Raw genomic sequence first — 24,196 nt, forward strand, 5'->3', positions numbered from 1 at the left:
TAGATTTGCGTTAGACCTTATAATAAAATTAATTAACAAAAAACACTATGCTTACAATAATTCTTATTGCTGTTGCTGCTATTCTGCTTACGATTGGTTTAGTTTGGCTAATCGACAAATTTTTACCATCAGGCTTAAAACCTGTTATAATTATTGCACTTTGGGCACTTATAGCCTTCTTAGGTTACCAAACATTTATGTCGGTTTACACACCTATCCAATTCAATAAAATTAAAAACAAACGTTATGCTTTAGTTATTGAAAAGCTTATCGATATTAGAGATGCACAATTAGCACACAAACAAGTGACAGGAACGTTTGCAGGAGAATTTGATCACTTAATTAAATTTATTGACACCGCTAAATATACAATTACACAACGTCGTGACTCTACTGTTTTAGATGAAGAAATGACAAAAAGATATGGTGGTGTAGAATCTTATAAGGATATTATTATTATTGATACATTAGGATTTATTTCAGTTAAAGATTCTTTATTTAAATCTTCTCCTCGTTACAAAACGATGATGAATCTTCCTGCAGGTATTGGACCAGAAGGTGCTAAATTTAAATTAGAAGCTGGAACTTTAGAACAAAACGATGTTAAAATTCCTGTTTTCGAATCTTCTGTTAAGAAAGATGTTATTCTTTACGATCAAGAAAGAGACTTAGTAATTCAAGAAAACCAAGTTATTGCCGTAGATGGTGTAAATGGTGATGCTATAATGGTAGGTTCTATGAATGAAGTTAAGACCAACGGAAACTGGCCAAAAACATATGGTGACGACGAATAGTAGTTCACATAATAACACACATAAGGAATTGTCCATTCAAATTAGTTTGAGTGGACTTTCTTTTTGTATATTAAATCCTAGCTTACATCAGATAGAGGTTTTAAAACATCTATCGTTTAATAAACACGAAACGCCTTATCAATTATTAGAGCATGTGCAGTCTTTATTTAATACTGAGGAAAGTTTAAAACAAGCCTTTAATAGTATTCAAATTATTCATAGCAACGAATTATCTACGCTAGTACCTAGTCCGTTATTTAACGAAGAGCATTTAGCCGATTATTTAAAATATAATTCTAAACTCTTAAAATCAGATTTCATCACGTTTGATACTATAGATTTAAACGACAGTGTGAACGTATATGTTCCTTACGTGAACGTAAATAATTTTATTTATGAGCAATTTGGCGAATTTACATTTAAACACGCCTCTACGGTTTTAATAGAAAGTATTTTACAAATTGAAAAAAATGCAGATGCCCCAAAACTTTACATTCATGTAGCCTCTCGCCATTTCGAAATTATAAGTATCAATTCTGGAGCGCTTCAGTTTTATAATACGTTTGAATACAGTACCGAAGAAGATTTTATATATTATCTCCTTTTCACTTTAGAACAATTAAAGCTAAATCCCGAAACCATTCAGCTTGTATTTGTAGGAGACATATTAAAAAACGACGCCTTGTATAATATAGCATACAAATATGTGCGCGACATTTCCTTTGGAAAACATAAAAATAACTTTACTTTTAGTCATCAACCACAAACTCAACATGCCGAGTTTGTTATCTTAAATAGTTTTTAATGCGAATAATATCTGGATTATATAAAGGAAGACGAATTACTGCTCCAAAAAAGCTACCCGCTCGCCCTACTACCGATATGGCTAAAGAAGCCTTATTTAATATTTTAAATAACACGTATTATTTTGACGATGTTTCGGTTTTGGATTTATTCGCGGGAATAGGTAGTATTAGCTACGAATTTGCTTCTCGAGGTACCACCAAAATAACTTGTGTAGACCAAGAAGCAGACTGTATTAAATTTATTAATGACACTGCTGAAGGTTTTGAAATGCCAATTGATGCCATTAAAAGTGATGTCTTTAAATTTTTAGAAGGAACCACTTTAAAATCGACTATCATATTTGCGGATCCACCTTACGCCTTCCCTGTCGAGGAATTTAGTAAAATTCCGCAATTGGTTTTCGAAAACAATTTACTGGAAGCCGATGGTGTACTAATAGTAGAACATTCTAAACATACCGATATCTCTAATTTAGAACACTATAAATACTCTAAAAGTTATGGCGGTAATATGTTTAGCTTTTTCGGTTATCCAGAAACAGAATCTGAAGACTAAAAATTAGTAGTTGATTTTATCATATTAATTTTTAATTAATTAGGGAGTAATTTAGAAATTATAATATTATAAATTATAAAAATAAATTTAAAATATGTATTTTAGTTTACGCTAAGCATACTGTTTAGCACAGTTTAATACACAATTATATTAGTAAATATGAAAAAATTCATTTTGTTCGCCTTTACTTTAGCAGTAATGGTTTCTTGTACTGAACCCGTAAAACAATACACTACAAGTTCTCCTGAAATTGAAACAATTAAAACGTTACATGAATATTTTAAAGACAGTAATTATGACGGTCTTAAAGATTTGTACGCTGAAGATGCTGAGATTTACGAAAATTCTTTAGAACCTACAGCTGTATCTGATATGATACAACAAGGAAAAGAAGGACGTAAAGTTGTAGAAGGTTATGATTTTCCAGAAGGCGTAAAATGTGAGATGATTACAAATGATGCTGGAGAAAAATGGGTAAATAGCTGGGCTGTATGGTCTGGAAACATAAAAGGAAGCGAAACCGAAATTAAAGTGCCTATTATTTCTAGATTCTTATTTAAAGATGGTAAAATTGTAAAAGAATACAGTTACTGGGATAATTTACCAAGCTACAATGCTTTTGAAGAATTGGCTTCCGAAAAATTAGACAACTTAGAAGAAACATTGGAAGCAGATCAATAGTATCTAATCCAAAATATTACAATAAAGCAAAGCCCTTTTTTATTAAATAAAAAAGGGCTTGTTTATTTAAGTAAATCTATAAGCCGAATCCTGTACCCTTTCTAAACGAAAAGGCCCTTATCATTTATCTGAGTGTACTATTACTAATACACTTTAGCTGCCCACCCTCCAATATCGAGCGTGCCGCCCTCAATCATTGGTATACATGGCATTGCACCACATAGAGTTTACCTGGTTTCACTACAGCATTACCTGTACATACTTTCTGTTGCACTTTTCCTAACCTCTCGGCTGGTGGCCATTAACCACTATGTTGCACTACGGTGTTCGGACTTTCCTCCATTCTAAAAATATAGAATAGCGATAAGGCGATCTACTAGCCGGCAAAAATACAATAATTACGCACTAAAATAACTAAACTCTCATCTATTAAATTTAAAAGTTGTTAATAACTCGCGCTAATTTTTGCATCCAAAACGGGATTATATTCATCGAATTTTTAACTTTGTTGCTCTAAGTAATTCTATGGAACATTTTATAGTATCGGCTCGTAAGTATAGACCCCAAACATTTAAAGATGTAGTTGGGCAACAAGCGATTACAAATACATTATTAAATGCTATAGAAAACAATCATTTAGCACAAGCCCTTTTGTTTACCGGACCGCGTGGTGTGGGAAAAACAAGTTGTGCTCGTATTCTTGCTAAAATGATTAATAGTAAAGGCGTTGATAATCCGGACGAAGATTTTGCTTTTAATGTATTTGAATTAGATGCCGCCTCTAACAACTCTGTAGACGACATTAGAAACTTAACCGATCAGGTTAGAATACCACCTCAAATTGGTCAGTATAAGGTGTATATAATTGACGAGGTGCATATGTTATCTCAAGCCGCTTTTAATGCTTTTTTAAAAACATTAGAAGAGCCACCAAAGCACTGTATATTTATATTAGCTACCACCGAAAAGCATAAAATTATCCCGACCATCTTATCTAGATGTCAGATTTTCGATTTTAAACGTATTACGGTTACAGACGCTAAAAATTATTTAAAATATATTGCTGAAGAACAAGGTATAACTGCCGAAGATGATGCATTACATATTATAGCACAGAAAGCAGATGGTGCAATGCGTGATGCCCTTTCTATTTTTGACCGTGTGGTTAGTTTTTCTGGCAAGAACTTAACAAGACAAGCCGTTACCGAAAATTTAAACGTTCTCGATTACGAAACATTTTTTACAAGCACAGATTATATATTAGAAAATAAAATTCCAGATTTACTTTTGCAATTTAATACCACTTTGTCCAAAGGATTTGACGGGCAACATTATATTGCAGGTTTAGCATCGCATTTTAGAGATTTATTGGTTTGTAAAACACCGCAAACCGTAGAGCTTTTAGAAGTTGGAGAAGAAACAAAGCAGAAATATTTAGAACAAGCAAATAAATCGTCTCAGGAATTTTTATTGCAAGGTATAGCACTTGCTAACGACTGCGATCTCAAATATAAAACCAGTAAAAACCAGCGACTCCTCGTCGAACTTTGTATCATGCAACTTGCCTCTATCACTTTTGATGGAGAAAAAAAAAATAGCAAACGGTTCATAATACCGCCTTCTTATTTTAGAGCAAAAGGCATTACTCCTATTCCTGTAAACAAACCTGTAGCTTCAAATACGAATCATTCAGAAGTACAAGAACCACAGGCTACGGAAACTTCAACATCCAATACACCTGCAAAAAAAGAAAATCCTTCAAAATTTTCGGATCCTAAAATTCCAAAAATTGTATTATCGAAGGATAATAAGCGAACTTCAGGTCTATCTTTAAAAAGTATTCGTGCTAAAAAAGAGCATGAAATTAGACAAAACGAAGTTGTTTACGACGAAGTTAATTTACCAACCGACGATTTCACAGAGGAAGACATGCAAACGGCTTGGAAAGATTTTGTGACTGTTCTTGAAGCTGAAGGTAAACATAATTTAGCATCCATTTTATCTATAGACACCCCTAAGTTAATAGATAAAACCACCATGAGAGTGGAGTATCCAAACCAGACAAATAAGGTAGAAGTTGAGCGTAGTCAGTTTCATCTCATGAGTTTTATACGGAAACGTTTAAACAATTTTGATGTGACTTTAGACATCATAATTAATGAAGAAAAAGAAAAGCAATACGCCTATACGCCGCGCGAGAAATTTGAAAGAATGTGCGATAAAAACCCGAGTTTAGAACTTTTAAGAAAAGCTTTCGATCTGGATGTTTAAGAAACTAACATATAATCTATTAGGTGTTTTTATTTTATTAATAATTACTACGCTTACGTGTTGCGATGGCAGACATAAATTAAATAAAAAACCAAGACAAGTTTTTGCCGATAACGGTATGCTTACCTCCTTTTCCGAGCGTATAAATTACTTACCAGAACACTATTCCGAAACCATTACGGATACCATTTTAAACAGCGGATTCAAAATTCATATGAAAACGTATAGTGATATAAATTCGAATGTGCTTAACGTAAAAGCAAAAGGGAATTTAGAAGTTAAAACATTTTACAGAGATGCCATGGCTGATGTGTCTGTTCAATTAAATAATCATACGATTTTTAATCAGACCATTTCAAAGACCTTTATTTCTAAACATATTAAAGAAGTTTCCGATGGACTTCAGCCCTATATATTAAAAAGTATTTGGATAGACGATAATAACGTTTCTTCAAAAAATTCTGTTAGTTTCAATATTTTATTCAATAAACCAGAAACCACGACAGAATACAAATCATATCTGCTTACAATTACAACCAAAGGTCATTACAAGATTACCGAAACCACAACTAAAATCTAAAGAGTATGCTAGGCTTAAAATTACCAACAGATCCAAGATGGGTTAATATCGTAGAAAAAAATGTAGAATTCATTTTAACCGATCACGCCTATTGCGAACAAAAAGCAACCAGTACAGCAATTTCTTTAATTGTTAGCTTTCCGGAGTATACAGAATTGGTTCAAGAAATGGTCGCTTTGGTAAAAGAAGAAATTAGTCACTTTAAGATGGTGCACGACAAAATTTTAGAAAATGGTTGGGTATTAGGTCGTGACAGAAAAGACGAATACGTATTAAAACTCATTACATTTTTCCCTAAAGGCGGAAGCAGAACCACACAATTAGTGCATCGTTTATTGTATGCTGCTTTAATTGAAGCAAGAAGTTGTGAACGCTTTAGATTATTATCGGAAGAATTAGAAGATAAAGAGTTAGCCGAATTTTACAGAAAACTTATGGTAAGTGAAGCAAACCATTACACTATGTTTTTAGGATTCGCCAGACAATATGGTGATAAAAACGAAGTGAACGAAAAATGGCAAAATCTCTTAGACTTTGAAGCTAAAATAATGGCTGATCTGGGGAAAAGAGAAACCATTCACGGATAATTCAATTTATTTAATCTTCACAAATCACCATTTATTGTACCGCGAAGGCTTTTAAAACCTCTATAACATAATCCACGTCTTCTTTTGTATTATAATGAGAGAAAGAAAATCGAATTGATGGCTTTTTAAAATCCTCGTCGCTTAAAATTTCAGCTAAAACATGAGATCCTTTTTGGCTCCCACTTTGGCACGCACTACCTCGAGAACACGCTATACCTTTTAAGTCTAATTGAAACAAAAGCAGTTGGGTTTTATTCGCTTCAAAAGGAAAACACACATTTAACATGGTGTAGGCAGTGTGCTCTATATTTGAAGAGTCTCCATTAAAAGTAATTTTAGGAAATGCATGCTTAAGTTCTGTAGCAAAATAAATTTTTAAATCGCTCACAGCTTTTCGTTCCAACTCCAAATTTTGATATGCTAATTTAAAAGCCGTTTCCAAGCCCACAATATTATGTACGGCTTCCGTCCCTGCTCTTAGTCCGCGTTCTTGTTCTCCCCCATGGATCATAGCGTGTAAACCAGAATGTTTTCTTATAAAAGCAAATCCAACGCCTTTCGGACCATGAAATTTATGAGCGCTAGACGCTATAAAGTCCACAGGAATATCTTGTAAATCTAATTCGTAATGTCCGATAGATTGTACGGTATCACTATGAAACAGTGTATTTGTAGCTTTACAAAGTGTCGCAACCCGTTTTAAATCTAATAAACTTCCTATTTCATTATTAACATGCATTAAACTCACCAACGATTTCTCTTCAGAAGATTCCAAAAGTTGTTGTAAATGAGAATAATTTACTGTGCCATTGTCTTCTAAAGAGACATAGTCGACAGAAATATTATAATTATCGACTAAAAAATCAATGGTATGCAAAACGGCATGATGCTCTATTTTAGAAGAAATAATACGTTTAACTCCCAAATCTTTCACGGCACTTAAAAGCACTAAATTATCGGCTTCGGTACCTCCAGAGGTAAACACAATTTCGGAAGCCGAAACGTTTAATCGCTTGGCAATAGTCTTTCTAGCCGTTTCAACTAATGTTTTTGAAGAACGACCGAAACTATGCGAAGAAGATGGATTACCATAATATTCACTCATAACATCTGTCATTTTAGTAATAACATCTTCTCTTATTTTAGTGGTCGCAGCACTATCAAAATACACCTTTTTCATATCACAAAATTACTTCAAATAAAATTACTTTCAATAAGTCTCGTTATATTTGTCAAATCATTATTTTTGCCAATAAATAAATTTCTATGCGTAAGTTATCCTTCATTATTTGCTTAAGTCTTTTCACTCTTTTATCCTGTGATGACGGCGATATTATTACAGTTGATTTTGAATTCGATTTAACTTACGAAAGTTGTGGAGAATTGGTGTTTTATAACATACAATCTGATCCTTACGAATCTATTTCCTTAAAAATAACATCTCCTGAAATTACTTTAGAAGACCTATTAGAGGTTGGCGAAGATAATACACTAATTACCACAGTTGATATCAGTTCTTCAAATCCATTTAATTACCGTGCCTACGACTCAGATCCTTCAGATTTTTTCTGTAACGATGTTCCTCCTTCGGATGTATTAATAACTAACGATTTAGAAAGTACATCTGGCGTGGCTACTATTACAACACTTTTAATTGAAGATGATAATGATGGTATTCCTGCAGATGTGGAAGATGAAAATCTAGATGGTGACGACGATCCAAGTACAAATCCGACAGATACCGATGGCGATGGTATTCCAGATTATTTAGATGATGATGATGATGGTGATAATATAAAAACCAGCAGTGAATCGCCTAACTATGTGGAGGGCACTGGATTTGTGGATTCTTTAGACACGGATGGTGATGGCATTCCTGATTATTTAGATCCAGATGATGATGGCGATGGCGTGTTAACGCGTGATGAAGAAAATAAAAGTCAAGATCAGAACCCTGCCAACGATATTACTTTTAGCAGTATTGGTGCCGATTATTTAAATCCAGAAGTTGCTGAAACAGTTCCTGCTACAGCCTACAGACAGCACACCATAGAGCAATCTTACGAGATTAGTACTATTCTAACCAACATTCAATTGCCTGGTGTGAGTCAGGATGTATTTAATTTAGGAACTTTAGATGATACTGCGACTAGCAATGATCGCTATGTTACCCCGGAATTTCCTTAATTAATCTAAAATTTGCTCGGCATGTGCTTTTGTTTTTACCTTTGAGATAATATCTTCAATGATACCCTCTTCGTTAATTACAAAAGTTGTTCTATGGATCCCGTCATATTCACGCCCCATAAACTTTTTAGGTCCCCAAATTCCGAAGGCATTAATCACCGTTTTGTCTTCATCGGCTAATAATGGGTATTGAAACTCGTGTTTGTTTTTAAAGTTACTTTGGCGTTTTTCACTATCGGCACTTACACCTAAAACTTCATAATTAAGCGCTTTAAAACGTTCATAATTATCTCTTAAATTACAAGCTTCTGCAGTGCAACCTGGTGTACTCGCTTTAGGATAGAAAAAAATTACTAATTTTTTACTTTTATAATCATTTAAAGAAATTATATTGCCATCTTGATCTTTGGCCGAAAAATCTGGAGCCTTATCTCCTATTTTTAAAGTTGTCATATTTTTTTAATTTATTCAAAAATACAATAATGACTAAACAAGAAAAAGTAGAGTTTGTTATAAATACCTTAAATGATTTATATCCTGAAATTCCGATTCCTTTAGACCATAAAGATCCATATACTTTATTAATAGCCGTTTTAATGTCGGCGCAAAGTACAGATGTTCGCGTAAACCAGATTACACCACTATTATTTGCAAAAGCAGATAACCCTTACGACATGGTAAAACTTACTGTCGATGAAATTCGTGATATAATAAGACCTGTTGGTTTGTCTCCTATGAAAAGTAAAGGAATTCATGGGTTATCGCAGATTTTAATTGATAAACATAATGGTGAAGTTCCTAAAACCTATGAAGCCTTAGAAGAGTTACCTGCCGTTGGACACAAAACCGCCGCTGTAGTTTTATCTCAAGCTTTCGGCATTCCTGCGTTTCCTGTCGACACCCATATTCAGCGCTTAATGTACCGTTGGAATTTAAGTAATGGTAAAAACGTAGTACAAACTGAAAAGGATGCAAAACGTTTATTTCCAGAAGAACTATGGAACGATTTACATTTGCAAATAATTTGGTACGGGCGTCAATATTCTCCTGCTAGAGGTTGGGACTTAGAGAAAGATATTATTACAAAAACCATAGGAAGAAGAACAGAAATCGATAAATACTATAAAACAAAAAAGTCCTGATTTAATCAGGACTTTTTTGTTTTTAGTTTAAAATAATTTTAAACTTTTCTTTGTTACCATCTACAACACCTAATGCTTTAGAATAATCTAACAGAAACTTTAAAGTTTCTTTTTTTGGATGTAATTTAATTTGACTTGACGTCTTAGAGTAAAGTTTAGCCATTAATAATATTTTAAAGTTATTAATATAATAACGGCAATTATATTTATTTAGTATGCTAATTTGTTAAAACAATATTATTTTTTTCAATCATTTTTCGCATATTAATTAATGCATAACGCATGCGTCCCAAGGCCGTATTAATACTTACTCCTGTTTTATCAGATATTTCTTTAAAACTCATGTCGTTATACATACGCATTAAAATAACTTCTTTCTGATCTTCTGGTAACTCCTCGATTAAGCGTCTTACATCGGTTTCTACCTGATCTTTTATAAGTTGTTTTTCTGCATTTAGAGAAGAGTCACTTAAAACTGAAAAAATGCTAAACTCGCCAGAATTATCAAATTTCGGCATGCGGTTGTTTTTTCTAAAATAATCGATAACAAGGTTGTGAGAAATTCTCATAACCCAAGGAATAAACTTGCCCTCTTCGTTATAATTTCCCAACTTAAGCGTATTAATTACTTTTATAAAGGTGTCTTGAAAAATATCTTCGGCGACGTCTCTATCATAAACTTTGGAATAAATAAATCCATAGATTTTTTGCTTATGCCTTATAATAAGGGTTTCCAAAGCCTGTTCATTTCCTTTTATATAATCGCTTACTAATACAGCATCCGTGATAAGTTCTTTTTGCATAACAATACTTTTAAAATGCAGAAAATGGTAAATTTTCCTATTTGGGTTAACATGTTTTAAAAGTAATTGTGCAGTATAGGCTGTATATTTATGTGAATAGTATTCGGCCAAATATATAAATATTCCTAAACAAATCACAAATTATTATTTATATTTTTTTTAACATTTTAATGGGCAACAATCTACTTTCCTAGCTGAAATACTTATGTTATCTTTGGAAATTATACGTAAACGAAGCTATGAGTATCAACCTTTCTGAAGTAAATCCTAAAGAAAACATCATAATCAAAGGTGCAAAATTGCATAACCTGAAAAACATTGATGTCGTCATTCCAAGAAACAAACTTGTTGTTATTACAGGGCTTTCGGGTTCAGGAAAATCAAGTTTAGCTTTCGACACCTTGTATGCTGAAGGACAGCGCCGTTATGTGGAAAGTTTATCGAGTTATGCACGTCAGTTTTTGGGCCGACTTAACAAACCAAAAGTTGATTATATAAAAGGTATAGCTCCTGCCATTGCTATCGAACAAAAGGTGAATTCTACGAATCCAAGATCGACAGTGGGTACCACAACTGAGATTTACGATTACTTAAAATTGTTATTTGCCAGAATTGGTCGTACCTACTCGCCTATTTCGGGACATGAAGTAAAAAAAGATACCGTAACCGATGTCGTTTCGTATATAAAAACATTTAGCGATGGCGATAAATTATTGCTCTTAGCCCCTTTTATTCTTGAAGACGGTCGCGAATTAAAGGATAAACTTAATGCATTAAAGCAGCAAGGTTATGCAAGGATTAAAATTGATGACAACGTTACTAGGATTGAGGACGCACCAGACAACACTAAAGTGGAGTCGATTGAATTGGTGGTAGACCGAATTATTGTTAGAGACGACGAAGATTTCTTAAATCGTTTAGCCGATGCTATCCAAACCGCTTTTTACGAAGGAAAAGGAACCTGTTCTATTCAGACATTAAGCGATAATTCAACCCGAACGTTTAGCAATAATTTCGAATTAGATGATATTACTTTTTTAGAGCCTAATGTGCATTTATTCAGTTTTAATAATCCTTATGGTGCCTGTCCTACTTGCGAGGGTTATGGCGATATTGTGGGTATAGACGACGATTTGGTGATTCCAAACACGGCACTTTCAATCTACGAAAATGCTATTTTTCCTTGGAGAGGAGAATCTATGAGTTGGTTTAGAGACCAATTAGTAAACAATTCTCATAAATTTAACTTCCCTATTCACAAGCCTTATTTCGAGCTAAGCGATGCGCAAAAACAACTTATTTGGGATGGAAATCAGTATTTTGAAGGGTTATCGAGTTTCTTCGCAGAGCTAGAATCTAAAGCTTATAAAATTCAGAATCGCGTCATGCTTTCACGCTACCGTGGCAAGACAAAATGCAAAACATGCCAAGGAAAACGATTACGTAAAGAAGCCAATTACGTTAAAGTTGGTGGTAAAACCATTACTGATTTAGTAGAATTACCTTTCGATAAATTAGCCGTCTTTTTTAACGGATTAGAACTCAATGAAAATGATACTAAAATTTCGAATCGCTTATTGAAAGAAATCAATAGTAGAATAGAATTTTTATCCAATGTAGGATTAAATTATCTTACATTAAATAGACGCTCTAACACGTTGTCTGGTGGTGAAAGTCAGCGTATTAATTTAGCCACCTCTTTAGGAAGTAGCTTGGTAGGTTCCATGTATATATTGGACGAACCAAGTATTGGATTACACCCAAAAGACACCGAACGTTTAATTGGAGTTCTTAAAGCATTACGAGATTTAGGTAACACCGTTATAGTTGTAGAACACGACGAAGACATCATGCAAGCTTCGGACGAAATTATTGATATTGGTCCAGAAGCAGGAACTTTTGGAGGTGAAGTCGTTGCTACCGGATCATACTCGGATATTTTAAAATCGAATTCCTTAACTGCCAAATATTTAAATGGCGAAATGGAAATTAAAGTACCTAAAAAACGTATTTCCTCAAAATATCAGATTGAAATTCTTGGTGCTCGGGAACATAATTTAAAAAATGTAAACGTCACATTTCCACTTAACATGCTTACTGTAGTTACGGGTGTTTCGGGTAGTGGAAAAAGTACCTTAGTTAAAAAGATTTTATATCCTGCCATACAAAAAGAACTGACTGGCTTTGGGGATAAACCTGGACAATTTTCAGAGTTAAAAGGAAATTATAGCACCATTAAAAATATCGAGTTTATCGATCAAAATCCTATTGGTCGTTCTTCCCGTTCTAATCCTGTAACTTATGTTAAGGCTTACGACGATATTAGAAATTTATTTGCAAACCAAAAACTAAGTAAAATTAGAGATTATAAGGCCAAGCATTTTTCTTTTAATGTTGATGGTGGCCGATGCGAAACATGTAAAGGTGAAGGTGAAGTAACCATAGAAATGCAATTTATGGCCGATGTGCATTTACAATGCGAAACCTGTAACGGAAAACGGTTCAAAAAAGAAGTGCTAGAAGTTACATTCGAAGATAAATCCATAGATGATGTTTTAAACATGACTATAGATGATGCAATCTCATTCTTTGATTTACACAAAGTCACAAAAATAAAAAACAAACTTCAACCACTTCAAGACGTAGGCTTAGGTTATGTTACTTTAGGCCAAAGCTCTTCTACCCTTTCTGGTGGTGAAGCGCAGCGTATTAAATTGGCAACCTTTTTAGGAAAAGGTAATACCAAAGAAAAAGCACTCTTTATTTTTGATGAGCCAACTACAGGTCTGCATTTCCATGATATACAGAAATTATTAAAATCCTTTAGAGCTTTAATCGAAAAAGGGCACTCTATTATAGTTGTGGAACACAATTTAGAACTTATAAAATGTGCCGACCACATTATAGATTTAGGTCCTGGTGGTGGAGAATATGGTGGAGAAATTGTTGCTTTTGGTACGCCCGAAGAACTCGTTAAAAATAAAAATAGCGTAACGGCAAAATACCTAAAAGATAAAATCTAAATCGAGTATTTAATAAAATAAAAAGGCTGCAGTTCCTATAATGGCCATAGCTACAGGAACAACTAAAGCTATAAATACTACAGAAATTAATAAAGCTTTTACAAAACTTGTTCTTTTTCGTGATTTATAAAACTTACGGATTGCCAAATATAAATACACAAAGCTTAGTATTAATATAAGTTTTTTGGAAAGATCAGGCAGTTCGATCATAAAGTGAACCAGAGTAAAAAGGCTAAACATTATAAACAAAAAAGCAAAATAGTACAGACTAAATACCAAATGCTCGGCATAATGTCTTTTTTTATAATGCATTAGGTATAAAAAGAAGGCAAATATAGGCAGTAGTACAAATAATGAAATGGGAACATAATTATAAAAGGTATCTATTAATGGTGCACTACTTTTATTCTTATAAAATTTAAATACTTGTAAATAAAACGTTTTCTCGAACGTGCTTGCATTAGAATCTACCCCTAAGCCTTTTAAAACTTGATCTCCAGATGCACCTACCTGTACTAGAGAATCTAAGGTAAACCTGTTAAATTTTGTTTTATTACCTTTATTTAATTGAATTTCAAGGTTGTCTAGGTTTTGTATATTAAGTTGTAAAGAATCTTTTACTATCCCTGCATCCATGGTTTTAAAATTCTCCGCTACTTCAGCGTCTAAAAGTTTTTCTTGTTTAGTTATTTGAAATGAAAATAAAAAGAAAAACACCACACTAGCAAACAAATAAAACTGGGCTGGGTTTAAATATTTTAATCGTTTTCCTTCTACAAATTGCAAGGCTAAAAATCCTGGTCTGAATAATAAGGGTAAAAAACTTTTGAAAAATCGAGCATCCACCGAAAAATAGTTATTAATCGTATTTTTAAAAATATCGTTAACAGTTAATTCTTCGTGATAATTCTGCCCACAATTTGGACAATATTTAAAGGTATCATCACAACTGAACTCACAATTTTTACAGGATTTACTCATAAATGGAAATAAAAATCTAAAAAGTGAAGATAAGTAACTTTTTAATACATCTTATAATTAATTACCTTAGTCCCTTATAACATCCCACTATGAAATATAATATTATTAAAGAAGACATTGTATATAAAGATTTTTTCACCGTAAAAAAAGCGACGATTACACATGATACATTTAAAAGCGACCAACAAGTAAAAGTAGTTAGAGAATGTTTAGATCGTGGTAGTGCCATCGCCATTGTTTTGGTAGAAAAAGATACAGATTCTATCTTACTAATTAACCAGTTTAGATACCCCACAATAATGCATCCAGAATTCGATGGTTGGCTTACAGAAATTGTAGCCGGCTGTATGGAAGCCGATGAAGACCCAATGGAATGCGCTAGACGTGAGGTAGAAGAGGAAATCGGGTATCAGGTTAAGCACATGGAGTTTATAGGTGACTATTTTGCTTCGCCTGGAGGAACATCGGAAAAAGTAAATGCATTTTATGCTGAAGTTAATTCCACAGATAAAATATTTAAAGGTGGTGGTCTTGACTCTGAACAAGAAGATATTCAGCTTATAAAGCTTCCCATTTCAAAACTAAAAAGTAAACTTAATGCACATGCTTTTAAGGATGCGAAAACTATTATAGCGTTGCAGTGGTTGTTATTAAATAAATACTAAGCGTTAAGTAAATGCTATTTTAATTATCGAAAACAAACGAAGTGGGTAAATTTTATACATTATTGTTATCATAATAAACATTTTACTGATTTTAATTCAAAATCATTTTCATTCTTGGCACACTGTTTGCTTTTACAACCATACGAACCAAAAATTGATAACTATGAAATCACTTTTTACTTTACTTAGTCTAGTTATTTTTGCTGTTCCTACGGTGCAAGCAAATACATATACGCCTTCTGAAGCGAATATTGCTAAATATAATAATCCGAAATCATTTATTTTTAATGAAGGTGGTGTGGAATTTTCAATCTTTCAGGATGGACAATTCGACTTTTATATGCAAGGTGTTAACGACAATGTAAACTTTGCATTTAATTCTCCTAATATTCAATTTAGTTTTAACACCGGTTACAATTATAATCCGTATGTACAATTCGACGAATATGGAGCAATAATACAAATACAGAGTGTACCGATTTATTACGATTACTATGGCCGTATTATTAGAGCAGGAAATGTAGACATTAATTACAACAGTTACGGACTAGTGTCTCATATTGGAAATATGAATATTTACTATAATAATTATGTATACACACATTATTCTGGATATATAAATCCGCGTAATATGGGGTATATCTATAAACCTTGGCATAGTTATTATCGTATTCCAGAACCAAGTTATTGTGTAGTTTACCATACGCCATACAGACAAAATTACCGTCCAGTAAGACGTACCTACTCAAAACCTTACCAAAATAATACAAGGCCTGTCGTTAATAGATATTCTAATAAGTCCTATAGTACCAGATCTTATAATCAATCGAGAACTGATACTAGACCACGAGCAGTTTCTACAACTAGTTCAAGATCTAGTAATTTAATTAAACCAAACTCAAGTAATAGTAGTACACGAGCAAACAACTCTACTAGAACTAGTACTAGAAATAATAATAACAGTAGAACCACAACCAATACAAATACATCCAAATTATCAAGTACGCGTACACAACAAGCTAGCAACACTCGAGTTGTTAAAAATCAACCTCGCGCTACACAAAACACAACTACAACTGCTAAGCGCTCTACACGTACAGCGACATCAACAGCAACAAATGCACGTAATACTTCTACAAGAACATCGTCGTCGGATAGTAACTCTAGAAGTATAAGCGAAAACACAAATACTAGAACATCAACTTCTTCTAGACAAAGAGGTTAGATAAAACAATTTATAACTTACTCCAATCCTGTGAAACCTTTAAAAACGGTCTCACAGGATTTTTTAGTTTCTTTTTAGAATTGTATTTAGCAATTTTGTGATATCCCCAGAAAGATTAAAAAAGTAGCAAAACCCGCCATATACCAATCCTATTATAGCGGACTTTAAGCCGATATTAATAACAGGATGAAAAGGGAAATCCCAGAAATAAAATACAAACGCAGTGGCTAAGATTAAAAGAAAAACTTTAAGTGTATTTTCTGAAAATGGTAGAATTCCAAATTTTTTATAGACAAACAACACCTTAATAACATTATACAAAAACACAGAGATAAAAGTAGCATAAGCCGCACCGTTTAAACCATACAATGGTATAAAGTAGATGTTTAACAATACCGAAATAACGGCCAAAAACACGCCTTGAACTAATACTGTTCTATAGTAATCACTATTAAACAATATGGAATTATTATTCCCTAAAAGACTGTCAAATAACTTCGCGAGACCAATTAAAAATACAACTAAAATACCATTACCAAATTGCTCTGGTATTAACCGATATAATTCATTAATATTAAGAATAATGAGAAGGTAAATAAACCCACTAACTATCAATAAATTTAAGGACGATTTCTTGTACAAGTCTTTTAGTCCTTCTTTATTCTTTTCATTTAAATATTTAGCTGTCAACGGATTTGTAATTTGGTGCATTGAGCGCAAAGGCACTCCAATTACAGAAGCAATATAAATGGCCACACTATAATAAGCTACATTTTCGAGTATATTATAAAACCCAATCATGAATTTATCAATCTCTAAAATAACATTGGCCACAGATCCTGCTATAATTATTAACGTGGTATACTTTAAAATAGCTACAAGATTAGAAGGTCTAGAAAATTTTATCACCGGACGCTTAATACTAAAAGCATAAACCATCATAATACACGTTCGCAATACATATAATAAAACAATATATACAATAAGCTGATCTACTGAAATAAGCTCTAGATATAGCACAAATAATAAAATCATTGTTCCCAACCTGTGAAAAACTTCTTTCATAAAGTTTCCGAAAACCGATTGCATTTGTACTTTCGCCCAAGAATAAAATACTTCGAAATAAGCGAAAACAATGGCCGAAATATAAATAAGCCAGACATAATCCTTCACTAACTCATTATCGTTTGCAATCCAAGTACTAATGGTATCGAAAGCGAAATATCCGATCGCTCCAAATGGTATAATAATAACTAACGGCAGAAATAGTATTAAGGTTAAAAAACTATTTTGAGACTGACGCGTTTTAAATGTAGAAAAGAATTTAATAATTGTATTATTTACACCAAAAGCCATTAAAGGCATTAAAATATTTGCCGTAGACAAAATAAAAGTAATCAGACCAAAATACTCGTCACTTAAGAAACGAGTAAATAAAAACAATGTATTTATTGCTCCTAACCCGAAGCCCAAATAGGTTACAATCGTGTTTTTTATAGATTGATTTATTACAACTCCCATTATAAAATTTTTGAGAGTGATTCAGTCAGTGCTCGTCTACTATATTTTTGCAAACCTATGGGATAAGATTGCAAACTTCCTTTTTTAAAGGATTCATAATGATTTAATATTACGTGTTTTAATCCTGCGTAATCCTTGTATAAAAAGTATTGTCCCGTATTGGTTGTCTTTAAAATTTGTTCTACATCGGTAGCTTCTGGCCCCATCGCAACTATAGGCCGATTAGATACCAAATATTCAAATAATTTCCCTGGAATTATACATTTAGTATCTTCAGAATCTATTTCGATTAACAATAAGACTTGAGATTGTTTTTGGTATACTATAGCCTCTTGATGAGAAACATATCCAACAGCATTTATATATCTATTTAAACCGAATTTTTCTATAGATTCAAGAACATCTTCACCAATACTCCCTACCATATTAAGCTGAAAATCCTGAGCAAATTCGGGATTTGCCTTTACTAAATCGCTTAAAACGCGCCATAAAACTTTTGGATTACGCTTAGACAGCAAAGAACCAATATGGGCTAATGTAAATTTTTCATCTAAAGAAATTGCGCCAGTTGAAACCTTATCATAGCCATTTGTAATAACATGAATAGGTGCATTGGTAATCGCCTCGAATTCCCTTTTTGTCGGACTACTAGTTACAATTATATCGTCTGCAGTATTTAAAACTTGCGACTCCAATCGCTTATGCTTTGCTTCGGAAGCCCTTGTTAATTTTAATTCTTTATGGTAACCAATAGTCGTCCACGGATCACGAAAATCCGCAATCCATTTCACCCCAAAGTGCTCTTTTAATTTTAAACCAATTAAATGTACACTATGCGGAGGACCTGTTGTAATAATAGTATCTATGTTATGCTTTGATATATAATCTGATAATAATGCCACAGACGGTTTTACCCATGACTTTCTAGCATCTGGGATAAAAAAATTACCTCGTATATAAAGCATTAAACACTCTATCCTACTCTGCTTTGTCCGTTCTGTGATAATACCTTTACTAATAGTTGTGGCTTTTTTTCCTGTCAGTAATTTCGCAAACTTGTAAGGCTCTCGGATAGGTGATTTCAGAATAGTTATATCTTCAGAAACGTCATCTAATAAACTGTTATCGACTAGAGGATAGTCTGCATTATCGGGAATAAAAACTATAGGATTTATATTAAAATCGGGTAAGTATTTTACAAATTTTAGCCATCGTTGTACACCAGGACCTCCAGCAGGTGGCCAGTAATAGGTTACGATGAGCACATTTTTTTTCATTGTGTTGTTCTAAAAACTTAATCTACTTTGGTAGACCTATTTTTCAATCCGAAAAATAATCCCAATACAATTAGAATACCTAATACAACAGAACTTGCAAGTGCAATTGTGCTCCCTTTTTTAATAACAGCGGGTTCAAATTTAAATTCTATAACATGATCTCCTGCCGGAATATCCAAACCGCGCAATATATAATTCACACGCTCATGTGGTACTAAAGTATTATCAATATACGCATTCCAACCTTCGGAATAGTATATTTCTGAAAATACTGCAAAACCATTTTGAGTGTTATTCGATTTATACTTAATATAGTTCGGTTTATACTCTATAGCTTGAATAGAAGCAGTGGAATCTATGACGTTTGTAGTATATTTAATCGATTTTGATGTAGAGACTGCAACATGTTTTGTATTTAAACTGTCTAATTTCTGAATCTCTTCATTGGCAGAATCCACGGTTTCCACTCGATTAACAAACCACGCATTGCCGTTTGCATCGGTATTTTCGTAAGGGAAGTAACTTCCTTTTTCATCTTGAGCAATAATATATTTTGTGTTTAACATATTTAACACATTGATATTATTTTTAGAAATATAAAAATCGAATACTTCGTTGTATCGTCCTAGTTTGGCCGCGTGATAACCATTTAAAGAATTATGAAAATAAGAAGCTCTGGCCGCGCCAGACGTTACATCGAATACTCTAAAATGTGCAGTATCTTTCAATATCTGTAAATCTGCACTATTTGCTTGAAATGGTTTATTAATTTGGGAAGCCGATTTAAAGTCGTCGTTATTCACATAACGTCTATCCACACCAATTAAATCAAATAAAATTAAGACAGCAAAACACACAACAACAAGTGTTTCTGATAATTTTTTCTTTAAAAATAGAAAGATTACACCTCCAGAAAGTAATACAAAAATTAATGTTCTTAATGTATCACTCGTAAACATAGATGCGCGATCTGCACGAATGGCATCAATAAATTCTTGTCCGTAATTCTGAGCATAATACCCATCGTTTCCTCCTACAAAATCGAATAATGTCGATTTAGCCAATAGTAATAGTACGGCTAATCCTGCTGTAATTCCTACAGCATATTTTAACCCATTAAATTTCTCTTCTTCGGAAACGGTAGGTTTAAAAAGTTTTACCAATCCGAATACTCCTAAAACGGGAACACACAATTCTAATATCACTTGTATGGAACTTACTGCCCTGAACTTATTATACATCGGTACATAATCGATAAATAAATCTGTTAACAGACCGAAATTTTTTCCAAACGATAATAATAATGACAACACCGTTCCTCCAACTAACCACCATTTTAAACGCCCTTTAACCAAGAATAATCCAAGAACAAATAAAAATAATATTACCGCACCTACATAGGCAGGCGCTTCAACAATAGGCTGAATTCCCCAATATGTTGGTGTTTGCTTAACAATATCCCTAGCCTGAACAGGTGTTGCTCCACGTTTTAAGTTAAATTGATAGTATTCGGAATCTGTCCCAACATCTTCATGACTTCCACCTCCAAATATTCGAGGGATAAAAAGGTTTAAGGCTTCTAATTTTCCGTAACTATATTCTGTAATATAATCTTTATCTAATCCTGTAGATACCGCTTTTGGCGAACCATCTGCATTTATAGTTAATTCGCTCTGGCCTCGTGTACTTTCTTTAACATATTCCTGAGTTGCTAAAATATTGGTTGCATTTAATCCGATAGACAAAATAACGGCTACCAACAAAATACCTACAGCTTTAAAAAACTCTGGTAATTCTTTTTTCTGATACGCATCTACTAAATAGGCAACGCCTAAAATTAAGACTAATAGCATTAAATAATAAGTCATTTGATAGTGATTAGCCACCAATTCTAATCCCATCGCCACTGTGGTTAATAGAAATCCTGCAATATATTTGCGTTGAAAGGTGAGTAAAATACCACTTAAAACTAAAGGCATATATGCAATAGCGTGTGCTTTACTATTATGCCCCACGCCTAGTATAATAATTAAATAGGTAGAAAAACCAAATGCCAAGGCTCCTAAAGCCGCGAGTTTAAAATCGACTTTTAAAGTCAGAAGCAAAATGTAAAACCCTATAAGATATAGAAACAGATAGTCGGCCGGTCTTGGTAAAAACCGAATCGTTAAATCTAATTTTTTAATGTAGTTATGCGGATATTTTGCACCAAGCTGATACGTTGGCATTCCACCAAAAGCACTATTGGTCCAATAGGTTTCTTCTCCCGTTTGGGCCTTAAAATCCTTTTGCTGTTTAGACATCCCAATATAATGCATGATGTCGCTCTGAAAAATTTCTTTTCCTTTTAAAACGGGACTAAAATAGGCTAACGAAATAATTACAAAACCTATAAGTACTAAAAAATGTGGTAGTAGTTTCTTAACTGAAAATGACATGAAAATGTGTTAAACTTAGATTCCGAAAATTAATCAATTTCTTCGTAATCTACATATTCACCTACATTTTTATTTGAAGTTTCTTGTTTTGGTATTTTATCTATTACAACTTCTCCCTCTGGTGGAGCTTGTTGACGCTTTTGTTGGTTAGCATTAAATTGTGAACCGAATTTTTCTTCCGCCTTTTTCACGAAAAATTGCATAATTACAGGAGCGAATAATCTTAAAAGAATCTTCCCACCAAACCAAATTAGTAAAATTATTAATATCGTTCTCATTAAACCTGTTGCCGAGGCGTATTGAAGCATAGTTAGTATTTTAAGCAAAAATACAATTCTTATATTTTAAAATGAATTGTAAATTGATAAAAAAAATATAAAATCTCTATCTTTGGAGGCTAGATCGCAAACGACTTAATCCATGAAAACCTATTTAGCCTTAATTATTTGTGCCATTCCTGCATTTGTCTTCGGACAATATACAGATGTTATTAATTCCAATAGGCCCGGAGTATCTAAAAGTGCATATGCCGTTGGGGTTAATGTGATACAATTTGAAGCTGGTCCTTATTATAGTAAAGAAAACCATGTTCCGCTACAATATGAAACTAGTGGTGGTGGCGTAGATTTTGCTGGCCGTTATGGTTTAATTTGGGAGCAGTTAGAACTTATCGTAGACGGAACGTTTCAAGCAGACACTTATACAGATAATCGCTCTTCTATAGAAGACGAATATTCCCGTTCTAATTTTAAAACGTTATCTGTAGGTGCCAAATATTTACTTTACGATCCGTACAAAAATGCACACTTAGAGAAACCAAATCTTTACAGCTGGAAAGCAAACCATAGTTTTAAATGGAGTAAATTAATTCCTGCAGTCTCTATATATGCCGGTGCAAATTACGATACAGAACTTAATCCATTTACACCACAAGGTATTGAAGGATTTAGTCCTAAAATTGAGATTATGACACAACATAATTTTGTGAGTGGTTGGGTTTTAATTATGAACTTATCTAAGAATAGAATAGGCATGAAAGACTCTAGCGATCAAGATGCCTCGGACCTTCAGTATATTTTTACTTTAACGCATAGTTTTGGTAAAAAATGGGTGGCTTTTGGAGAATATCAAGGTATAAAAAGTAATTTTTATGCAGATGATTTATTTCGATTAGGTGGCGCTTATTTAGTAAGTAAGAACCTGCAATTAGACACCGCTGTTACCTTTAATGTAAAAGATACACCTACCGTATTTGGCTTAAATTTTGGTGCGTCTTACAGAATAGACTTACATAAAGACAAAGAAATTGAAGCGTCTAATGGTTTTCCAACAAATAAAAACCAAGGAAAAAACAAGAACACGGAAAGCGAATATTATAAATTTGGTGAAGATTTAGATAGCGCTCCAACCGAATATAAAATGGATAATTAAAATAGCATTTGTTTTATTCTAACCGATAAACATTTCACGCTACACAAAATTAACTGAATACTAGAAATCATTAAATGATTACACTAAAAGAAGTATTAACAAAAAAAGAACTTAAGGCTTTTGTAAAATTTCCATTTGAACTTTACAAAGGTTCTCCATATTGGGTTCCTCCAATTATTTCGGAAGAAATGGAGGTTTTTAACAAAGAAACCAATCCTGTTTTCATGGATGCCGATGCCAATTTGTTTTTAGCCTATAAAAACAACAAAATTGTTGGTAGAATTGCAGTAATCATAAACAAATTAGATCTTAAACAATCTCATAATAAAGTCCGTTTTGGTTGGTTTGACACCATTGATGATATTGAAGTCACCAAAGCTTTACTTAATAAGGCCAACCACATAGGAAAACAAAACAATTTGGAATACATGGAAGGCCCTATTGGCTTTTCTAACTTGGATAAAGTTGGCGCTTTAACCGAAGGTTACGACCATATTGGTTCGATGGTAACTTGGTATAATTATCCGTATTATGTCGAGCATTTTCTAAGTCTAGGGATGGTTCAAGAAAAAGAATATCAAGAAAATATATTTCCATTTTCTAATGTAAAACCAGAACACTTTTATCGTATAAATAATTTGGTAAAAAAACGCTACGGTTTACGTCCGCTTAATTTTACTAAAACAAAAGACTTGATGCCTTACGTCGATCAGATGTTTGATTTATTTAATAAGAGTTACTCAGAATTATCGTCTTTTGTTGAAATTACAGAAGTCCAAAAAGCATATTTTAAAAAGAAATTTATTTCGTTTATAAACCCGGAGTTTATAAAATTCGTAATGGATGAAGACGATAATATGGTTGCCTTTGCAGTCGTAATGCCTTCATTCGCCGAAGCACTTCAAAAAGCAAATGGAAAGTTATTCCCTATTGGATTTTATCATTTACTGAAAGCAAAGAAAGAATGTAAAACGGTTTCTTTTTATCTTATTGGCGTAGAACCTAAATATAAAAACAAAGGCGTTACAGCTATTATATTTAATGAATATTACGAAACGTTAAAACCTATGGGAGTTATAAATTGTATTAGAACTCCTGAACTAGAAGAAAATTTTGCTTCACATCAAATTTGGAAACATTTTGATGCGACAACCTATAAGCGAAGAAAAACTTTTCGTAAAGACTTGGTGTAATTATAAAACATAAAAAATCCGAAACTTTAAAAGTT

Annotated in this window: 23 protein-coding genes and 1 other RNA gene; 14 read left to right on the top strand and 10 right to left on the bottom strand. The window is 33.1% G+C overall.

The window, feature by feature from the left end; all coding sequences use genetic code 11:
* Window positions 1-47 precede the first annotated feature (47 nt).
* The 4 genes from ACKC83_RS14960 (at window position 48) to ACKC83_RS14975 (ending at window position 2,837) form a co-directional block, all read left to right on the top strand.
* Entirely contained in the window at window positions 48-794 is a 747-nt protein-coding gene (locus tag ACKC83_RS14960; RefSeq protein ID WP_414034643.1) for a hypothetical protein, read from the top strand.
* Window positions 742-1,599, top strand: a complete 858-nt coding sequence (locus ACKC83_RS14965; protein ID WP_434036133.1) for a DUF3822 family protein — start codon at window positions 742-744, stop codon at window positions 1,597-1,599. Before ACKC83_RS14960 ends, ACKC83_RS14965 begins: the two co-directional genes overlap by 53 nt.
* Complete coding sequence (locus ACKC83_RS14970; RefSeq protein WP_434036134.1) at window positions 1,599-2,156, top strand: RsmD family RNA methyltransferase; 558 nt, start codon at window positions 1,599-1,601, stop codon at window positions 2,154-2,156. The genes ACKC83_RS14965 and ACKC83_RS14970 overlap by 1 nt, the downstream gene beginning before the upstream one ends.
* A gap of 159 nt (window positions 2,157-2,315) precedes the next feature.
* Window positions 2,316-2,837 (top strand): nuclear transport factor 2 family protein, encoded by a 522-nt coding sequence (locus ACKC83_RS14975; RefSeq protein WP_414034646.1) that lies wholly within the window; start codon window positions 2,316-2,318, stop codon window positions 2,835-2,837.
* A gap of 63 nt (window positions 2,838-2,900) precedes the next feature.
* Here ACKC83_RS14975 and rnpB read toward each other — a convergent pair.
* Window positions 2,901-3,217, bottom strand: an RNA gene (gene rnpB / locus ACKC83_RS14980) — RNase P RNA component class A.
* A gap of 145 nt (window positions 3,218-3,362) precedes the next feature.
* Here rnpB and ACKC83_RS14985 point away from each other — a divergent pair.
* Genes ACKC83_RS14985 through ACKC83_RS14995 form a run of 3 tightly spaced genes read left to right on the top strand, consistent with a single transcriptional unit; the run spans window position 3,363 to window position 6,275 of the window.
* Window positions 3,363-5,108, top strand: coding sequence for a DNA polymerase III subunit gamma/tau (locus tag ACKC83_RS14985; RefSeq protein WP_414034647.1), 1,746 nt, complete (start codon window positions 3,363-3,365; stop codon window positions 5,106-5,108).
* Window positions 5,101-5,688 (top strand): hypothetical protein, encoded by a 588-nt coding sequence (locus ACKC83_RS14990; protein WP_434036135.1) that lies wholly within the window; start codon window positions 5,101-5,103, stop codon window positions 5,686-5,688. Before ACKC83_RS14985 ends, ACKC83_RS14990 begins: the two co-directional genes overlap by 8 nt.
* Before the next feature lie 5 nt (window positions 5,689-5,693).
* Window positions 5,694-6,275, top strand: a complete 582-nt coding sequence (locus tag ACKC83_RS14995) for a tRNA-(ms[2]io[6]A)-hydroxylase (RefSeq protein ID WP_434036136.1) — start codon at window positions 5,694-5,696, stop codon at window positions 6,273-6,275.
* Between the two features lie 31 nt (window positions 6,276-6,306).
* Here the strand turns inward: ACKC83_RS14995 and ACKC83_RS15000 are convergent, their stop codons facing one another.
* On the bottom strand, window positions 6,307-7,455 hold the full coding sequence (locus ACKC83_RS15000; RefSeq protein ID WP_434036137.1) for a cysteine desulfurase family protein: 1,149 nt from the start codon (window positions 7,453-7,455) through the stop codon (window positions 6,307-6,309).
* Window positions 7,456-7,541: 86 nt separating this feature from the next.
* On the opposite strand from ACKC83_RS15000, the gene ACKC83_RS15005 reads away from it, so the two are divergent.
* Window positions 7,542-8,462, top strand: a complete 921-nt coding sequence (locus ACKC83_RS15005) for a hypothetical protein (RefSeq protein ID WP_434036138.1) — start codon at window positions 7,542-7,544, stop codon at window positions 8,460-8,462.
* On the opposite strand, the gene bcp is transcribed toward ACKC83_RS15005, so the two are convergent.
* Window positions 8,463-8,915: a thioredoxin-dependent thiol peroxidase gene (bcp, locus tag ACKC83_RS15010; protein ID WP_434036139.1), complete on the bottom strand. Its 453-nt coding sequence runs from the start codon at window positions 8,913-8,915 to the stop codon at window positions 8,463-8,465.
* 29 nt (window positions 8,916-8,944) lie between these two features.
* On the opposite strand from bcp, the gene ACKC83_RS15015 reads away from it, so the two are divergent.
* Complete coding sequence (locus tag ACKC83_RS15015) at window positions 8,945-9,604, top strand: endonuclease III domain-containing protein (protein WP_434036140.1); 660 nt, start codon at window positions 8,945-8,947, stop codon at window positions 9,602-9,604.
* 22 nt (window positions 9,605-9,626) lie between these two features.
* On the opposite strand, the gene ACKC83_RS15020 is transcribed toward ACKC83_RS15015, so the two are convergent.
* Both ACKC83_RS15020 and ACKC83_RS15025 read right to left on the bottom strand, forming a co-directional pair.
* Window positions 9,627-9,767, bottom strand: a complete 141-nt coding sequence (locus ACKC83_RS15020) for a hypothetical protein (protein ID WP_414034654.1) — start codon at window positions 9,765-9,767, stop codon at window positions 9,627-9,629.
* Window positions 9,768-9,822: 55 nt separating this feature from the next.
* Window positions 9,823-10,407, bottom strand: a complete 585-nt coding sequence (locus ACKC83_RS15025; protein ID WP_414034655.1) for an RNA polymerase sigma factor — start codon at window positions 10,405-10,407, stop codon at window positions 9,823-9,825.
* Between the two features lie 239 nt (window positions 10,408-10,646).
* Between ACKC83_RS15025 and uvrA the strand changes: the two genes are divergently transcribed.
* A complete protein-coding gene (uvrA, locus tag ACKC83_RS15030) occupies window positions 10,647-13,430 on the top strand; it encodes an excinuclease ABC subunit UvrA (protein WP_434036141.1) in 2,784 nt (927 codons plus the stop codon).
* A 9-nt stretch (window positions 13,431-13,439) separates the two neighbouring features.
* Here uvrA and ACKC83_RS15035 read toward each other — a convergent pair whose 3' ends face one another.
* Complete coding sequence (locus ACKC83_RS15035) at window positions 13,440-14,411, bottom strand: DUF3667 domain-containing protein (protein ID WP_434036142.1); 972 nt, start codon at window positions 14,409-14,411, stop codon at window positions 13,440-13,442.
* Between the two features lie 89 nt (window positions 14,412-14,500).
* On the opposite strand from ACKC83_RS15035, the gene ACKC83_RS15040 reads away from it, so the two are divergent.
* Window positions 14,501-15,076, top strand: a complete 576-nt coding sequence (locus tag ACKC83_RS15040; protein ID WP_434036143.1) for an NUDIX domain-containing protein — start codon at window positions 14,501-14,503, stop codon at window positions 15,074-15,076.
* Between the two features lie 163 nt (window positions 15,077-15,239).
* On the top strand, window positions 15,240-16,301 hold the full coding sequence (locus ACKC83_RS15045) for a hypothetical protein (RefSeq protein WP_434036144.1): 1,062 nt from the start codon (window positions 15,240-15,242) through the stop codon (window positions 16,299-16,301).
* A gap of 63 nt (window positions 16,302-16,364) precedes the next feature.
* Here the strand turns inward: ACKC83_RS15045 and ACKC83_RS15050 are convergent, their stop codons facing one another.
* The 4 genes from ACKC83_RS15050 to ACKC83_RS15065 are packed head-to-tail and all read right to left on the bottom strand — an operon-like array spanning window position 16,365 to window position 21,845.
* Window positions 16,365-17,822 (bottom strand): polysaccharide biosynthesis C-terminal domain-containing protein, encoded by a 1,458-nt coding sequence (locus ACKC83_RS15050; protein ID WP_434036145.1) that lies wholly within the window; start codon window positions 17,820-17,822, stop codon window positions 16,365-16,367.
* On the bottom strand, window positions 17,822-19,099 hold the full coding sequence (locus tag ACKC83_RS15055) for a glycosyltransferase (protein ID WP_434036146.1): 1,278 nt from the start codon (window positions 19,097-19,099) through the stop codon (window positions 17,822-17,824). The genes ACKC83_RS15050 and ACKC83_RS15055 overlap by 1 nt, the downstream gene beginning before the upstream one ends.
* 17 nt (window positions 19,100-19,116) lie before the next feature.
* Window positions 19,117-21,537, bottom strand: coding sequence for a YfhO family protein (locus ACKC83_RS15060; RefSeq protein ID WP_434036147.1), 2,421 nt, complete (start codon window positions 21,535-21,537; stop codon window positions 19,117-19,119).
* A gap of 29 nt (window positions 21,538-21,566) precedes the next feature.
* A complete protein-coding gene (locus ACKC83_RS15065; protein WP_414034663.1) occupies window positions 21,567-21,845 on the bottom strand; it encodes a DUF4834 family protein in 279 nt (92 codons plus the stop codon).
* 112 nt (window positions 21,846-21,957) lie between these two features.
* On the opposite strand from ACKC83_RS15065, the gene ACKC83_RS15070 reads away from it, so the two are divergent.
* Window positions 21,958-22,968 (top strand): transporter, encoded by a 1,011-nt coding sequence (locus tag ACKC83_RS15070; RefSeq protein WP_434036148.1) that lies wholly within the window; start codon window positions 21,958-21,960, stop codon window positions 22,966-22,968.
* A 74-nt stretch (window positions 22,969-23,042) separates the two neighbouring features.
* Window positions 23,043-24,161: a GTP cyclohydrolase gene (locus ACKC83_RS15075; RefSeq protein WP_434036149.1), complete on the top strand. Its 1,119-nt coding sequence runs from the start codon at window positions 23,043-23,045 to the stop codon at window positions 24,159-24,161.
* Window positions 24,162-24,196 lie beyond the last annotated feature (35 nt).

The organism is Formosa bonchosmolovskayae, from assembly GCF_051016085.1.
Lineage (GTDB): Bacteria > Bacteroidota > Bacteroidia > Flavobacteriales > Flavobacteriaceae > Formosa.

Excerpts from the sequence above, each read along its gene's own strand:
- ACKC83_RS14960 (WP_414034643.1), top strand. The coding sequence starts at position 48 with ATGCTTACAATAATTCTTATTGCTGTTGCTGCTATTCTGCTTACGATT.
- ACKC83_RS14965 (WP_434036133.1), top strand. The coding sequence starts at position 742 with ATGAAGTTAAGACCAACGGAAACTGGCCAAAAACATATGGTGACGACG.
- ACKC83_RS14970 (WP_434036134.1), top strand. The coding sequence starts at position 1,599 with ATGCGAATAATATCTGGATTATATAAAGGAAGACGAATTACTGCTCCA.
- ACKC83_RS14975 (WP_414034646.1), top strand. The coding sequence starts at position 2,316 with ATGAAAAAATTCATTTTGTTCGCCTTTACTTTAGCAGTAATGGTTTCT.
- ACKC83_RS14985 (WP_414034647.1), top strand. The coding sequence starts at position 3,363 with ATGGAACATTTTATAGTATCGGCTCGTAAGTATAGACCCCAAACATTT.
- ACKC83_RS14990 (WP_434036135.1), top strand. The coding sequence starts at position 5,101 with ATGTTTAAGAAACTAACATATAATCTATTAGGTGTTTTTATTTTATTA.
- ACKC83_RS14995 (WP_434036136.1), top strand. The coding sequence starts at position 5,694 with ATGCTAGGCTTAAAATTACCAACAGATCCAAGATGGGTTAATATCGTA.
- ACKC83_RS15000 (WP_434036137.1), bottom strand. The coding sequence starts at position 7,455 with ATGAAAAAGGTGTATTTTGATAGTGCTGCGACCACTAAAATAAGAGAA.
- ACKC83_RS15005 (WP_434036138.1), top strand. The coding sequence starts at position 7,542 with ATGCGTAAGTTATCCTTCATTATTTGCTTAAGTCTTTTCACTCTTTTA.
- bcp (WP_434036139.1), bottom strand. The coding sequence starts at position 8,915 with ATGACAACTTTAAAAATAGGAGATAAGGCTCCAGATTTTTCGGCCAAA.
- ACKC83_RS15015 (WP_434036140.1), top strand. The coding sequence starts at position 8,945 with ATGACTAAACAAGAAAAAGTAGAGTTTGTTATAAATACCTTAAATGAT.
- ACKC83_RS15020 (WP_414034654.1), bottom strand. The coding sequence starts at position 9,767 with ATGGCTAAACTTTACTCTAAGACGTCAAGTCAAATTAAATTACATCCA.
- ACKC83_RS15025 (WP_414034655.1), bottom strand. The coding sequence starts at position 10,407 with ATGCAAAAAGAACTTATCACGGATGCTGTATTAGTAAGCGATTATATA.
- uvrA (WP_434036141.1), top strand. The coding sequence starts at position 10,647 with ATGAGTATCAACCTTTCTGAAGTAAATCCTAAAGAAAACATCATAATC.
- ACKC83_RS15035 (WP_434036142.1), bottom strand. The coding sequence starts at position 14,411 with ATGAGTAAATCCTGTAAAAATTGTGAGTTCAGTTGTGATGATACCTTT.
- ACKC83_RS15040 (WP_434036143.1), top strand. The coding sequence starts at position 14,501 with ATGAAATATAATATTATTAAAGAAGACATTGTATATAAAGATTTTTTC.
- ACKC83_RS15045 (WP_434036144.1), top strand. The coding sequence starts at position 15,240 with ATGAAATCACTTTTTACTTTACTTAGTCTAGTTATTTTTGCTGTTCCT.
- ACKC83_RS15050 (WP_434036145.1), bottom strand. The coding sequence starts at position 17,822 with ATGGGAGTTGTAATAAATCAATCTATAAAAAACACGATTGTAACCTAT.
- ACKC83_RS15055 (WP_434036146.1), bottom strand. The coding sequence starts at position 19,099 with ATGAAAAAAAATGTGCTCATCGTAACCTATTACTGGCCACCTGCTGGA.
- ACKC83_RS15060 (WP_434036147.1), bottom strand. The coding sequence starts at position 21,537 with ATGTCATTTTCAGTTAAGAAACTACTACCACATTTTTTAGTACTTATA.
- ACKC83_RS15065 (WP_414034663.1), bottom strand. The coding sequence starts at position 21,845 with ATGCTTCAATACGCCTCGGCAACAGGTTTAATGAGAACGATATTAATA.
- ACKC83_RS15070 (WP_434036148.1), top strand. The coding sequence starts at position 21,958 with ATGAAAACCTATTTAGCCTTAATTATTTGTGCCATTCCTGCATTTGTC.
- ACKC83_RS15075 (WP_434036149.1), top strand. The coding sequence starts at position 23,043 with ATGATTACACTAAAAGAAGTATTAACAAAAAAAGAACTTAAGGCTTTT.